The following is a 13206-nucleotide window of genomic DNA, read 5'->3' on the forward strand; positions in this document are numbered from 1 at the left end:
TGCGATACCCACCGATCGGGGCAGGACAAATATAGCGAGCCAGGTTCGCCCAGCGAGCGCCGCAATTCACAGCTTCAGTGAATCAGGCCCACGCGGGAGAAATTCGGCAGGTTGCTGAGCTTCGGATCAGGCCAGCTCATCCAGACAGCAAAGGCCTTGCCGACGATATTGCGATCCGGGACCATGCCGGCAAGCTCGGCGGGAATCGACTCGTCCTGCCAATAGCGGCTGTCGTTCGAATTATCGCGGTTGTCACCCATCATGAAGTAATGCTCGGCCGGAACGGTCCATTGCCGGCTCGGCTCGATGCGGTAACGCCCCATTTCCTTGCGGATCAGGTGCTCGACCTCACCCAGTTTCTCGCGATACAGCACGGCGCTGCCGAGGCTACCCGGCTCTTCGCCCACCAGCGTCTCGGCAACCGGCTGATCGTTGACGAACAGACGTCGGTCGCTGCTGTAGCGCACAACGTCGCCGGGCACACCGACAACCCGTTTGATGTAGTTGATGCTCGGTTCGTTGGGATAGCGGAACACCATGACGTCGCCGCGTTTCGGATCACTGACCTCGATGACCTTGGTATCCACCACCGGCAGACGAATGCCGTAGGCAAACTTGTTCACCAGGATGAAATCGCCAACCTCCAACGTCGGGATCATCGACCCGGACGGGATCTGGAAAGGTTCGACAAGAAACGAACGCAGCACCAGCACGATGGCCAATACCGGGAAGAACGACTTGCCGTACTCGATCAGTACCGGTTCCTTGTTCAACGCGTCGAGCGTCGATGGATCGATTTCCCCGGTGCGCCCTTCATAGTTGGCGATCGCAGCCCGGCGACGAGGTGCGAAGAACAACAAATCGCTCAACGCCAACAGGCCACACACGGCCACCGCAATAACCAGCAACAACGGGAAGTTGATCGACATGTCAGCTATCCACCTTCAGCACGGCGAGGAAGGCCTCTTGCGGGATTTCGACGTTGCCGACCTGCTTCATGCGCTTCTTGCCCGCCTTCTGCTTCTCAAGCAGCTTGCGCTTACGGCTGACGTCACCACCGTAGCACTTGGCCAGAACGTTCTTGCGCAGCGCCTTGACGGTGCTGCGCGCGACAATCTGGCCGCCGAGGGCCGCCTGAATCGCCACGTCGAACATCTGCCGTGGAATCAGCTCTTTCATCTTCTCGACGAGGATGCGGCCTTTGTAATGGGCGTTGTCGCGATGAACGATCAGCGCCAGCGCGTCGACCTTGTCGCCGTTGATGAGGATGTCCAGGCGCGTCAGGTTGGCCGACTGGAAGCACTCGAAGCTGTAATCCAGCGAGGCATAGCCGCGACTGCAGGACTTCAGGCGATCGAAAAAGTCCAGCACCACCTCGCTCATCGGCAGGTCGTAGCGCACCTGCACCTGAGTGCCGAGGAACTGCAGGTCGCGCTGCACCCCGCGCTTCTCGATGCACAGCGTGATGACGTTGCCCAGATGCTCTTGCGGCACGAGGATGTTGGCGCGCACGATCGGCTCGCGCATGTCCTCGATGGACGACATATCCGGCAGCTTGGACGGACTGTCGACGTAGATGGTGTCGCCGTTCTTCAGCAGGATTTCGTAGACCACGGTCGGTGCTGTGGTAATCAGATCCAGATCGTATTCGCGCTCCAAGCGCTCCTGGATGATCTCCATGTGCAGCATGCCGAGGAAGCCGATGCGGAAGCCGAAGCCCAGCGCGTCGGAGCTTTCCGGCTCGTACTGCAGCGCCGCGTCGTTCAGGGTCAGCTTTTGCAGCGCTTCACGGAAATCCTCGAAATCGTCCGAGCTGACCGGGAACAGGCCGGCGTAGACCTGCGGCTTGACGCGCTTGAAGCCGGGCAGCATTTCCACATCGGGTGTGCTCGACAGCGTCAGAGTGTCGCCCACAGGGGCACCGTGGATATCCTTGATGCCAGCGATGATGAAGCCGACTTCACCGGCCTTCAGGTCAGCCGTGGCAGTGTGCTTGGGATTGAATACACCGACGCTGTCCACCTGGTGGACCTTGCCGGTGGATTTCACCAGCACCTTGTCGCCCTTCTTGATGCGACCGTGGCGTACCCGCACCAGCGAGACGACGCCCAAGTAGTTGTCGAACCAGGAGTCGATGATCAGCGCCTGCAAAGGCGCCTCGATATCACCGGTCGGTGGAGGAATCACTGCGACCAGTCGCTCGAGCACCTCATCGACGCCCATGCCGCTCTTGGCACTGCAGGCAACCGCGTCGGTGGCATCGATACCGATGATGTGCTCGATCTCGTCCTTGACCTTCTCCGGGTCGGCCTGCGGCAGGTCCATCTTGTTCAGCACGGGCATCACTTCCAGGCCCTGCTCGATCGCCGTGTAGCAGTTGGCGACCGACTGCGCCTCGACGCCCTGGCCGGCGTCAACCACCAGCAACGCGCCCTCGCAGGCGGCCAGCGAACGGCTGACTTCATAGGTGAAGTCGACGTGACCGGGCGTGTCGATGAAGTTCAGCTGGTAGGTTTTGCCGTCGCGGGCGGGGTAATAAAGCGTGACGCTGTGGGCCTTGATGGTAATGCCGCGCTCGCGCTCGAGATCCATCGAGTCCAGCACCTGGGCTTCCATTTCACGCTCGGTCAGACCACCGCACATCTGGATGAAACGGTCTGCCAAGGTCGACTTGCCGTGATCGATATGGGCGATGATGGAAAAATTGCGGATATGACTCAGGTCACTCACAGCTCAACACTCGGAAAAGACGCGGGCCGATTGCCCGCCGAAAATAGCCGCGAAGTGTAACTGATCAGCCTCGGCAGTGCCACGCACAAGCCATCCGCTCGCCGACCGGCAGCGTTCACGCTCGTTTCAGGTACGTCGAAAACAAAAAAGGGCGGTCTGATGACCACCCTTTCTGTTTTCCTTCACCGACGTTATTCGGCCAACTTGAACGTGATGAAACTGGCACGCCCTTGTCGCAACACGCGCATCGAAACCGAGCGGTTCTTCGGCAGTTGCTCGGCCACCCGACCGAAGGTTGCTGCGGAGTTGATCGCCTGATTGTTCAGATGGGTGATCACATCGCCGGGGCGCAGCCCAATCATGGCCGCCGGTCCATTGAGAATCTCGGTGATCACCACGCCACCTGGCAGATCGAGGCTCTTCTTCTGTTCCTCGGTCAACTCGGTCACCTTCACGCCCAGGCGATTGTCGCTGCGCTCCTGGCCGCCACCGGACGCTGCAACCGGCTCGCCCTCTTCAGGCATGGCGCCGATGCTAACGTCCAGCATCTTGCGATCACCGTCACGCACGACTTCCATTCGCGCTTTGCTGCCGGGCTTGAGCGCACCGACCAGATGCGGCAGGTCCGCGGACATGACGATCGGCTTGCCGTTGAGGCTGAGGATCACATCCCCGACGCGCAGCCCACTGCGCGCAGCCGGCCCGCCATCCATCACCTGCGCCACCAAAGCACCCGCCGGTCGCTCGAGCCCGAAGGACTCGGCCAGATCCTTGTTCACTTCCTGTATCACCACGCCAAGCCAGCCACGATTGACCTTGCCGTCCGTGCGCAACTGATTGGCCACATCCATTGCCACATCAATCGGAATGGCGAAAGACAGGCCCATGAAGCCGCCAGAGCGAGTGAATATCTGCGAATTGATACCAACCACTTCGCCCTTCAGATTAAACAGCGGCCCTCCGGAGTTACCCGGATTGATCGCAACGTCCGTCTGAATGAATGGAACATAACTTTCATTGGGCAGGCTACGACCGGTGGCGCTGACAATACCGGCAGTCACCGTATGGTCGAAACCAAACGGCGAGCCAATGGCAAGCACCCACTCGCCCGCCTTCAGCTCGTCGGAGCGCCCGATCTTGACGGTCGGCAGCCCCTTGCCTTCGACCTTCAGCACCGCCACATCGGAGCGTGGATCAGCACCGATCAGCTTGGCTTCGAGTTCGCTGCGATCCGGCAGGCGCACAATGATTTCGTCGGCGCCAGCGACCACATGGTTGTTGGTCAGCACGTAGCCGTCGTCGGAAATGATGAAACCCGAGCCTAGGGACTGCGCTTCACGTTGTTGCCCGCGGCCAGGCGCGCCCGGCATCTGCGGGATGCTGTGCTCGAAGAATTCACGAAAGATTGGTGGCAGGCCTTCCAGCTCTGGCATCTGAGCGGTTGCGCCCCGCGCAGGAACCTTTTGCTTGGTGCTGATATTGACTACCGCTGGCGAGGCACTCTCCACCAGCGGCGTGAAGTCAGGCAGATCCGCCTGTGCCAGCGTGGCTTGCCCAAGCAATGCCAGCCCCGCTACGAAAGCGAAGCAGCCGTTTCGATTGAACATGACTACAAGTCTCCCCACTTACAAAACAAGAAGCTCAGGGACTCGCTGGCCCCGCGAGCATGGCGCGTAAAACCACTGCCTGCAGTTTCGGATCGCTTGCTGTATGCCGGCTTCGTATGCGCACGAAAAGCCACGATACGCAGAACCCTCCGAGCCCGGCCAGAATGACAACAGGCTCACGCGCCGAAAACTGGGCCGCAGTCGCCGCCGCGGCCATCAGCATGATCAAGGGCAGAAGATAGACAAGGACAGCACCGCGCAGCAATGCATCCTCGCGAATGCCAACGATTACAGAATCACCGACCTGCAGGTGAAGATCGCTCAGCGCCCGAATCAGACCGCGGCGTTCGCGCACACCCAGGCTATCCATCAGCCCTTGGCCGCAGCCACTCTTGGCAGAGCAACCGGAACAGGTGCTTTTGCGCCGCGTTTCGACCCATACGGCGCCACGATCCAGCGCAACCACCCGCCCCGGCTCTTCGATCATCGCTGCGCCTGTTCTGCACCGGTCCGCATGGAGAGCGCCACTCGTTCCGCCGTGCCGAGTGGGATTTCACCGACCACGGTCACCATCACATCGCCGTCGGCGGTGCTGATGCGCTTGGACACAGCCACCGTCGGCCCCATCTGGCTGCGCGCATCTTCAACCAACGCGCCCCGCAGAGGCTCCAAAAATACAGAGAACTTCGCCAGACCATCGCCGTAAGAGAGCCATGACACGGTCTCCGATGATGCAGGGCTCGGTCGCTGATTGGCGTCCAGCAGCTTGAATCCAGCTGGCAACCAATCCGATCTCCATGCGGAAGACAGATTGGCTTCTCGCTTGCTGATGGAAACCGCCTTGCAGCCGGAACTCGCGGTCAGCTCCTGCGTATCGATGTCGGTGGAAAAATGCGTGAACTGGAAGCGTTCGAGCAATTGTCCCTTTTCATTGAGCATCAGCGACTTGAGTGGCAAGGCGGTATCGCGATCAAGGTGCAGTTCAAACCCATAGCGATGCTGGTCTCGCGGAACGACAGCGAGTGCGACAGCTGGTCGGCCGGCGACCCGAGAATCGCCGATCTGGCGAAACTCGTACCATTCGGAAAGGGCTTTCGGATCGAGTCGCTGTCCGTGCCATGCCTGGGCTTCACGCACCTGAGCAGCCAGCTCATCGGTCGCGCATTGCATTTGCCCGTCGACCAGCACGACTTCAGCAGGCGCGCCGTCAAGCTGCAACAAACGCTCCCGCACACGACCGGCTTCGACCTGCTGCCACACAGCATGACTGGAAAAGCTACCGTTGCGTTCGTAAACGAACGTGCCTGCATAACTCTGCTTTTGCTCCGCCATCGCGAGGCGGCCCATCCAGGATTCAGCATCAGCAGCAAGGGCCGGCATTGATAGCCAGCCCCCAATCACCACATACAGCGGTAATACGCGCATGTTTCTCCCTAACGTTCTTCCATGCTGGCCGCGCGAGCGTATGGCAGCGCGCTCTCCGATCCATTACTAAAGGCAGCTTGCTGAGCATGCTGGCGCACATAGGAAGGCAGACGCTCTTCGTGCCAGCGCTCAACCGGGGCGCCAGCCTGAGCCGGGGCTTCCGCCTGCTCACTGTAACCCGCGAGCACTGTCGGCCCTTGATTGACCTGCGGAACAGCAATGCTCGGCTGCGGTGCCTGTTGAGCAAGTTGCGGCCCCGCCACCTCGTTCTGATTGTACAGACGCACACCAGCCAGAACAGCCACGGTCACCGACGCTGCGACTGCCAAACGACCCAGGCTCTTCCAGCCATTGCGCTGCGTCTTGACTGGGGCTGCTTCATCGGCCAGCGCAGCAGACACCGCGGAGGCGATGTCCAGACGCGGCTCAATCAACTCCTTATGCATGGCGGCACGGGCAAGTTGATAACGCGACCAGGTAGCACGCAGCTCCGGGTTGTCGCCTGCTAGCACACGACGTAATTCCAACTCGTCCGCTTCGTTATCCATCACCGCGGACAGCGATTCATGCAGGGCTTCACGACTCATGGCGGTTCCTCTCTTGGCTGTCGCCGCTGTCTCAGGATTCATGCAACAAGGGTTGCAACGCTTTATCTATGGCTTCTCGCGCTCGAAAGATTCGAGAACGCACTGTGCCCACCGGACACTGCATGACGCTCGCAATGTCTTCATAACTAAGACCATCAAATTCGCGCAGTGTTAGAGCAGTACGCAAATCTTCCGGCAAAAGCTGAATGGTTCGATGAACGGTATCTTCAATCTCATCCCTGAGCAGCGAGCGCTCCGGTGACTCGATATCCTTGAGGGCATGATCGCCTTCGTAGAACTCGGCATCCTCGGAACTCACATCACTGTCTGGCGGCCGCCTTCCACGCGCCACCAGATGATTCTTCGCCGTATTGATGGCGATGCGGTACAGCCAAGTATAAAAAGCGCTGTCGCCGCGAAAATTGGCGAGTGCACGGTAGGCTTTTATAAACGCCTCTTGGGCGACATCCTGAGCTTCATGGGAGTCATGCACGAATCGCACGATCAACCCAAGGATCTTGTGCTGGTATTTCATTACCAGCAGATCAAACGCCCGCTTGTCCCCACGCTGCACTCGTTCAACCAGCTGCTGGTCCTGCTCCTGAGTCAACATGAGCGCACCTCCCCAGTAGCGGAGTGGCGTCGCTCACACCAGTGAACCGACCTGCCAGAATAGACCCGGGCTTTACGCAAAAGTTCTCCCCCTCCTAGCAAGCTATCCTGCAATACCTGACGGCGATTGCACCACAGCGTTGCGCCAGCCCTGCTGACGACGCCGTCCTGGTGTCCATAGCAAACTCGCACCGCCCATACACGATGGCCAGCTGGTTTGCGTTCATAACTGCCTATTGAGCGGCCTGATAACAAAAAGTTCCGTCCCGTTAGAAGACAACTACACAGTCCGCTATTTTGGCGCTACATCCCGTCTATATACTAGGGCTCGTTTTTCCGCGGAATTGGACATGAACCAGGTTCTACGATACGACGTATTGGTCATCGGAAGCGGTGCCGCCGGCTTGACTCTCGCGCTCAACCTGCCAGCCGATCTTCGCATCGCTGTGCTGAGCAAAGGCGATCTCTCCAACGGCTCGACCTATTGGGCCCAGGGTGGCGTGGCTGCGGTCCTCGACACGACCGACACCGTGGAATCCCACGTCGCGGATACGCTGATCGCAGGCGGAGGGCTGTGCCATGAAGATGCCGTTCGCTTCACCGTCGAGCACAGCAACGAAGCGATCCAGTGGCTGATCGAGCAAGGCGTGCCATTTACCCGGGACGATGCGCCTGATCGCGAGGATGGCAGTTTCGAGTTCCATCTGACCCGCGAAGGCGGCCATAGCCATCGGCGCATCATTCACGCCGCCGATGCCACCGGTGCGGCCATATTCAACACGCTGCTCGGCCAAGCCAGACAGAAGGACAACATCGAACTGTTGCAGCAGCGTGTCGCGGTCGACCTGATCACCGAGCACAAGCTTGGTCTGCCCGGCAGGCGCTGCCTGGGTGCGTATGTGCTCAACCGCAACACCGGCGAAGTGGAAACCTTCCAATCACGCTTCGTGGTACTGGCCACTGGCGGCGCCGCAAAGGTCTACCTCTACACCAGCAACCCTGACAGCGCCTGCGGCGACGGCATTGCCATGGCTTGGCGCGCAGGCTGCCGAGTGGGCAACCTGGAGTTCAACCAGTTTCATCCGACCTGCCTTTACCATCCGCAGGCGAAGAGCTTCCTGGTCACCGAGGCCCTGCGCGGAGAAGGCGCGTTGCTCAAACTGCCGAACGGCGAACGCTTCATGCCGCGCTTCGATGCTCGCGAGGAGCTGGCGCCGCGCGACATCGTCGCCCGCGCCATCGACCATGAAATGAAGCGATTGGGCATTGATTGCGTCTATCTGGATATCAGCCACAAGCCGGCGGACTTCATCAAGAGCCACTTTCCCACCGTCTACGAACGCTGCCTGGAATATGGCATCGACATCACCAGCCAGCCGATCCCGGTGGTCCCGGCGGCCCATTACACCTGTGGCGGCGTGGTCGTGGATCAGGCCGGACGAACCGACATTCCGGGCCTGTACGCCATTGGCGAAACCAGCTTCACGGGGCTGCACGGCGCCAACCGCATGGCCAGCAACTCACTGCTGGAGTGCTTCGTTTACGGCCGTGCCGCCGCCCAGGACATCCTCCGCGAGCTGCCCGATATTACTGACAGCACGACATTACCCGCCTGGGATGCCAGCCAAGTCACCGACTCCGATGAAGACGTCATCATCGCGCACAACTGGGACGAGCTGCGGCGCTTCATGTGGGACTACGTCGGCATTGTCCGCACCAACAAGCGCCTGATGCGCGCCCAGCACCGGGTGCGCCTGCTGCTCAGTGAGATTGACGAGTTCTACAGCAACTACAAGGTCAGCCGGGATCTGCTCGAGCTGCGAAATCTCGCCCTTGTGGCCGACCTGATGATCCGCTCGGCCATGGAGCGCAAGGAAAGCCGTGGCCTGCACTACACACTCGACTATCCGCAGCTGCTACCCCAGGCGCTCGACACTATCCTGGCGCCGCCCACCTTCGCCGACTGAACTTGAGCCGAACCCGCAGGCGGCGATGCTGCTCGTGCGGCAAAGCGTCACGCGGGACGCAGATACTGTCAGCGCGGCGCCGGCCCGGCAAACGAAAGCGCAGAACCACCACCAGCGGTAACGCGAGGCTGTCAGGTAACAACTGGATTGGCTGCCAGCCTTGCTGCTGGCTCCACAGATGCCAACCGTCCTCATCGTGACGCAGACCGCGCCAGGAGCTGCGACTGGACAGCAGGATGCTGCGCGGCATCACGCAACACGCGTGGGCAAGGCATGAAAGCAGGCAAATCAGCTGCAGCCAGGACGGCGCAGCCGACGTGTAGATCGCCGCCAGGGCAAGCACCTGAGCGGCGATGTAGAACGTCAACAGCAGACCGGACGACCGCCATCGGCATTCGAAGGGCGGATTACTCGGGCTGGACACGATCCAGAATCATGCGGACCATGCGCCGCAGATCCTCGTCCTCTGGCTCGCCGCGCTGCATGAACCAGCCGAACATGTCCTGATCCTCACAGCTCAGCAGCTTGCGGTAGCGGCGCTGATCTTCCTCATCAAGGCCCGGATAGACCTCTTTGACGAAAGGCACCAGCAAAACATCCAGTTCCAGCATGCCACGACGGCTCTGCCAGAACAGGCGATTGAGTTCGGATTGCTCAGCCATACATCGGCTCCTTTTGAGAAGGCGCGCATTATAGCGACTGCGCCAAGCTCATCAGGCGCTTTTTTCATTGCACGGCAAACCGGTCACCACGCAACCGTTTTCACCGGCCTGCTATGATGCCCACCCCGGATTCTGACGACGACCGATCATGACCGACACTGCTTATTTCTGCGTTCTGTCGCATGAAGGCGTCCTTGCCGTGCGCGGCCTGGATGCCAGCAAATTTCTTCAAGGTCAGCTGACCTGCAACCTCAACTACCTGAATGCCGAAACCTCCAGCCTCGGCGCACGCTGCACGCCCAAGGGGCGCATGCAGTCGAGCTTTCGCATCGTGCTGGATGGCGATGGCTACCTGCTCGCCATGGCCGGCGAGCTGCTGCAGCCGCAACAGGCCGACCTGAACAAGTACGCGGTGTTCTCCAAGTCTCGCCTGAGCGACGAGAGCGGCGAATGGTGCCGATTCGGCCTCGCCGGCGGCGACGGCTCGCTGGTCAGCCTGGGCCTGGATCTTCCACAGACTGCTGATAGCGTCGTGCGCAACAACGGCATGATCGCCATCCGCCTGGCGGACGGTCGCGCAGAACTCTGGGTATCAAGCGGCGATGCGAGCCAGACTCGCATGCGCCTGGCCGCGCAATTGCCGGAAGCGCCGGTGAACCGCTGGCTGCTCGATCAGGTCCGTGCTGGCATTGGCCAGGTGTTCGGAAGCACGCGCGAGCTGTTCATTCCACAGATGATCAATCTCCAGGCACTCGGCGGAGTGAGCTTCAAGAAAGGGTGCTACACCGGACAGGAAATCGTGGCGCGCATGCAGTATCTGGGCAAACTCAAACGCCGCCTGCATCGTCTGGTCATCGACAGTGCCCAGGAAAATCTGCCGGCGCCGGGCGTGGAGCTTTTCTCTCCAGTGCACAGCTCCAGCGTTGGCGAAGTGGTCCTGGCGGCGACCTGTGCCGAGGGAATCGAACTGCTCGCAGTGGTACAGGAAGATGCCGCAGCCGATGGCCGCCTTTACCTCGGCTCGCCGGACGGCCTGCCCTTGAGTCTGCTCGAGATCCCCTACAGCCTGAATCCGGACCAGGAAATCCAGCGCTAGTGCGAACCGTATCCTGAAAGCAAATCCTTAGAGGCGCACCATAGGCTGGTGCTAGAACCGGCTGACCAGAAGCGCCCAAGCGACACTGACCGACACATAAAGGAATGACATGAGCACCCTTGCCGAGAAAGTCCAGCGTGAACTGACCCTGGCGATCGAGAATGATGAGCTGGTTCTGCCCACCCTGCCTGAGGTCGCACTGCGGGTGCGCGAGGCAGCTGAAGATCCGGACATCAGCATTCCGGCGCTGAGCAAAGTGATCGGTAACGATGCGGCGGTTACTGCCCGCATCATCAAGGTGGTCAACAGCCCGCTGCTGCGCAGCAGCCGGGAGATCGATGACCTGCAGATGGCGATCAGCCGTCTGGGCATCAACTACACCTGCAACCTGGCCACCGGCCTGGCAATGGAGCAGATGTTTCAGGCCACCACGGACGTCGTCGACCGCAAGATGCGCGAGGTATGGAACAAGAGCACCGAGGTCGCCGCGATCAGCCACGTGCTCTGCCGACACTACACGCGATTGATGCCAGACCAGGCGACGCTCGCCGGGCTGGTGCACCAGATCGGGATACTGCCGATCCTGACCTACGCCGAAGAGCACAGCGCGTTGCTTGCAGACTCGTTCAGCCTCAACCATGTCATCGACAAGATCCACCCCATGGTGGGGGAGAAGATCCTGCGCGCCTGGGACTTCCCTGATGCCATTGCGTCAGTCGCTGGCCAATACACCAACTTCCAGCGCGACTCGGCCAAGGTCGATTACGTCGACATCGTGCAGGTCGCAACGCTACAGAGCTACATGGGCACCCAGCATCCCTACGCGCAGCTGGACTGGAGCGAAGTTCCGGCATTCGCCAAGCTTGGGCTCGACCCAAGTGAACTGATGCAGGAAGACGAGGATCTGTCCGCTGCGATGGACGCGGCGATGACCATGCTCCAGTAAGCACGCACCTGCCACACCGTTCGCCCGAAAGCGAGGAACCGTCCCTATGGCGCCTAGTCACAAAAAGGGACGGCAATTTCGCCGCATCGCGCCTTGTGTCGAGCCTACAGGCCGACACGAGCCAGGTGAGTAAGGAGAACGCAATGACCAAAACAACCAAGACAATCTTCTCGGGTGCCTTCGCTTTGCTAGTCGGCCTGGCCGCCAACATGGCCGTGGCCGCCGAGGGCGATAATTTCGTCGACGAGGCGTCGGCCAAGGGCATCGCGGAAATCGAAACCGCCCGGATGGCGCTGGACAAGGGCACGTCCGAGGACGTGAAACAATTCGCCCAGAAAATGATCGACGACCATACCAAGGCCAATCAGCAGCTGGCTCAACTAGCCCAGCAAAAGAACCTGGAAATGTCCGACGAGGCAACCCTGATGGACAAGGCCAAGGCCATGATCCTGAAGCTGCGCGATGGCGAGAACTTCGATCAGGCCTATGCCAACAACCAGGTCGTAGCCCACGAGCAGACCATTGAGCTGTATCAGGACTATGTGAACGATGGCGAAAACGCGGACCTGAAACAGTTTGCCCAACAGTCACTACCGAAACTGGAAGAGCATCTGAAGCACGCCAAAGATCTGCAAGCCAAACACGGCGACAAGAACTGAACCGAAGACCCGATGCCACCCGGCAGGCATCGGGTCACACCTGCGCCGGCAGTCGCCAGTCGATCGGCTGAATCCCTTGCTGGATCAGAAACTGATTGGCTCGACTGAAGTGCCCGTTACCGATGAATCCCCGGTGCGCCGACAATGGCGAGGGATGTACCGACTTCAGCATCAGATGCCGTGTCGCATCGATCAGCTTTGCTTTGGACTGCGCGTGCGCACCCCATAGCATGAACACCAGGTGCGGGCGTCGCTCGCCAACCACTTCGATGATCCGGTCAGTGAACCGCTGCCAGCCCGCCTTGGCGTGCGAGCCGGCAATCCCCTGCTCGACGGTAAGAGACGTGTTGAGCATCAGCACCCCCTGCTCCGCCCAGGACTGCAGATAGCCGTGGCGTGGGATGTCCAGATTCAGATCGCGCTTCAGTTCCTTGAAGATGTTCTGTAGTGACGGCGGTGGAGTTACGCCTGGCTGTACCGAGAAGCACAGGCCGTGAGCCTGACCGGGACCGTGGTACGGATCCTGCCCGAGAATGACAATCTTGACCTGCTCCAGCGGGGTCGAGTTGAGCGCATTGAAGATCATCGGCCCCGGCGGATAGATCGTCTTGCCGGCTGCCTTCTCGTTCCGGAGAAACGCGCCGAGTTCGCGCATGTACGGCTTGTCGAACTCATCGCGCAACGCGTCCTTCCATCCTGCTTCGAGCCTGATGCGGTCGTCCTGGGTCATGAGTTATTTCCGGTTGGCCAAGCCGCCGAACCCTAAAAAACCCGCCCCTCGATGTCAACGGTAAAACTGGGCCACCGTTGCGCTACCGCAATATCAACCCCCCTCCTTTAGTCATAATCGCACCTGGCTCACGTACTGATGCGGACATGGCTTCCAGCGCTCACATAAAGAGTGACGCAAGCCCC

General features: G+C 60.2%; 14 protein-coding genes. 4 read left to right on the top strand and 10 right to left on the bottom strand.

Translation table 11 applies throughout. The features are described 5' to 3' along the window. Positions 1-74 precede the first annotated feature (74 nt). The 7 genes from lepB to rpoE all read right to left on the bottom strand — a co-directional run bounded on the left by lepB (position 75) and on the right by rpoE (position 6962). A complete protein-coding gene (lepB, locus tag PSEST_RS15050; RefSeq protein WP_015277830.1) occupies positions 75-929 on the bottom strand; it encodes a signal peptidase I in 855 nt (284 codons plus the stop codon). Between the two features lies 1 nt (position 930). Continuing rightward, positions 931-2730, bottom strand: a complete 1800-nt coding sequence (gene lepA, locus PSEST_RS15055) for a translation elongation factor 4 (RefSeq protein WP_015277831.1) — start codon at positions 2728-2730, stop codon at positions 931-933. 191 nt (positions 2731-2921) lie between these two features. Further along, the gene (locus PSEST_RS15060; RefSeq protein WP_015277832.1) at positions 2922-4337 is read right to left on the bottom strand and encodes a DegQ family serine endoprotease; all 1416 of its coding nucleotides are present in this window, start codon (positions 4335-4337) and stop codon (positions 2922-2924) included. A 34-nt stretch (positions 4338-4371) separates the two neighbouring features. Beyond that, a complete protein-coding gene (locus PSEST_RS15065; protein ID WP_015277833.1) occupies positions 4372-4824 on the bottom strand; it encodes a SoxR reducing system RseC family protein in 453 nt (150 codons plus the stop codon). Further along, the gene (locus PSEST_RS15070) at positions 4821-5762 is read right to left on the bottom strand and encodes a MucB/RseB C-terminal domain-containing protein (protein ID WP_015277834.1); all 942 of its coding nucleotides are present in this window, start codon (positions 5760-5762) and stop codon (positions 4821-4823) included. Before PSEST_RS15070 ends, PSEST_RS15065 begins: the two co-directional genes overlap by 4 nt. 8 nt (positions 5763-5770) lie before the next feature. Then, complete coding sequence (locus tag PSEST_RS15075; RefSeq protein WP_015277835.1) at positions 5771-6349, bottom strand: sigma-E factor negative regulatory protein; 579 nt, start codon at positions 6347-6349, stop codon at positions 5771-5773. Positions 6350-6380: 31 nt separating this feature from the next. Then, positions 6381-6962, bottom strand: coding sequence for an RNA polymerase sigma factor RpoE (gene rpoE / locus PSEST_RS15080; protein WP_003282114.1), 582 nt, complete (start codon positions 6960-6962; stop codon positions 6381-6383). 349 nt (positions 6963-7311) lie between these two features. Here rpoE and nadB point away from each other — a divergent pair, with 349 nt between their 5' ends. Then, on the top strand, positions 7312-8928 hold the full coding sequence (nadB, locus tag PSEST_RS15085; RefSeq protein ID WP_015277836.1) for an L-aspartate oxidase: 1617 nt from the start codon (positions 7312-7314) through the stop codon (positions 8926-8928). Here nadB and PSEST_RS22415 read toward each other — a convergent pair. Continuing rightward, positions 8897-9352: a protein YgfX gene (locus tag PSEST_RS22415; protein WP_015277837.1), complete on the bottom strand. Its 456-nt coding sequence runs from the start codon at positions 9350-9352 to the stop codon at positions 8897-8899. The two genes, nadB and PSEST_RS22415, sit on opposite strands and share 32 nt — an antisense overlap. Next, entirely contained in the window at positions 9336-9590 is a 255-nt protein-coding gene (locus tag PSEST_RS15095) for a succinate dehydrogenase assembly factor 2 (protein ID WP_015277838.1), read from the bottom strand. Before PSEST_RS15095 ends, PSEST_RS22415 begins: the two co-directional genes overlap by 17 nt. A gap of 148 nt (positions 9591-9738) precedes the next feature. On the opposite strand from PSEST_RS15095, the gene PSEST_RS15100 reads away from it, so the two are divergent. The 3 genes from PSEST_RS15100 to PSEST_RS15110 all read left to right on the top strand — a co-directional run bounded on the left by PSEST_RS15100 (position 9739) and on the right by PSEST_RS15110 (position 12291). After that, positions 9739-10686 carry a YgfZ/GcvT domain-containing protein gene (locus tag PSEST_RS15100; protein ID WP_015277839.1) on the top strand — a complete coding sequence of 316 codons (948 nt, stop codon included), beginning with the start codon at positions 9739-9741 and terminating at the stop codon, positions 10684-10686. Between the two features lie 109 nt (positions 10687-10795). Next, positions 10796-11632 carry an HDOD domain-containing protein gene (locus PSEST_RS15105; protein ID WP_015277840.1) on the top strand — a complete coding sequence of 279 codons (837 nt, stop codon included), beginning with the start codon at positions 10796-10798 and terminating at the stop codon, positions 11630-11632. A 143-nt stretch (positions 11633-11775) separates the two neighbouring features. Further along, positions 11776-12291 (top strand): DUF4142 domain-containing protein, encoded by a 516-nt coding sequence (locus PSEST_RS15110; protein WP_015277841.1) that lies wholly within the window; start codon positions 11776-11778, stop codon positions 12289-12291. Positions 12292-12325: 34 nt separating this feature from the next. On the opposite strand, the gene ung is transcribed toward PSEST_RS15110, so the two are convergent. Continuing rightward, a complete protein-coding gene (gene ung / locus PSEST_RS15115; protein ID WP_015277842.1) occupies positions 12326-13021 on the bottom strand; it encodes a uracil-DNA glycosylase in 696 nt (231 codons plus the stop codon). Between the last annotated feature and the right edge of the window lie 185 nt (positions 13022-13206).

It is taken from the genome of Stutzerimonas stutzeri RCH2 (assembly GCF_000327065.1).
In the GTDB taxonomy this organism is placed as follows: Bacteria; Pseudomonadota; Gammaproteobacteria; order Pseudomonadales; family Pseudomonadaceae; genus Stutzerimonas; species Stutzerimonas stutzeri_AE.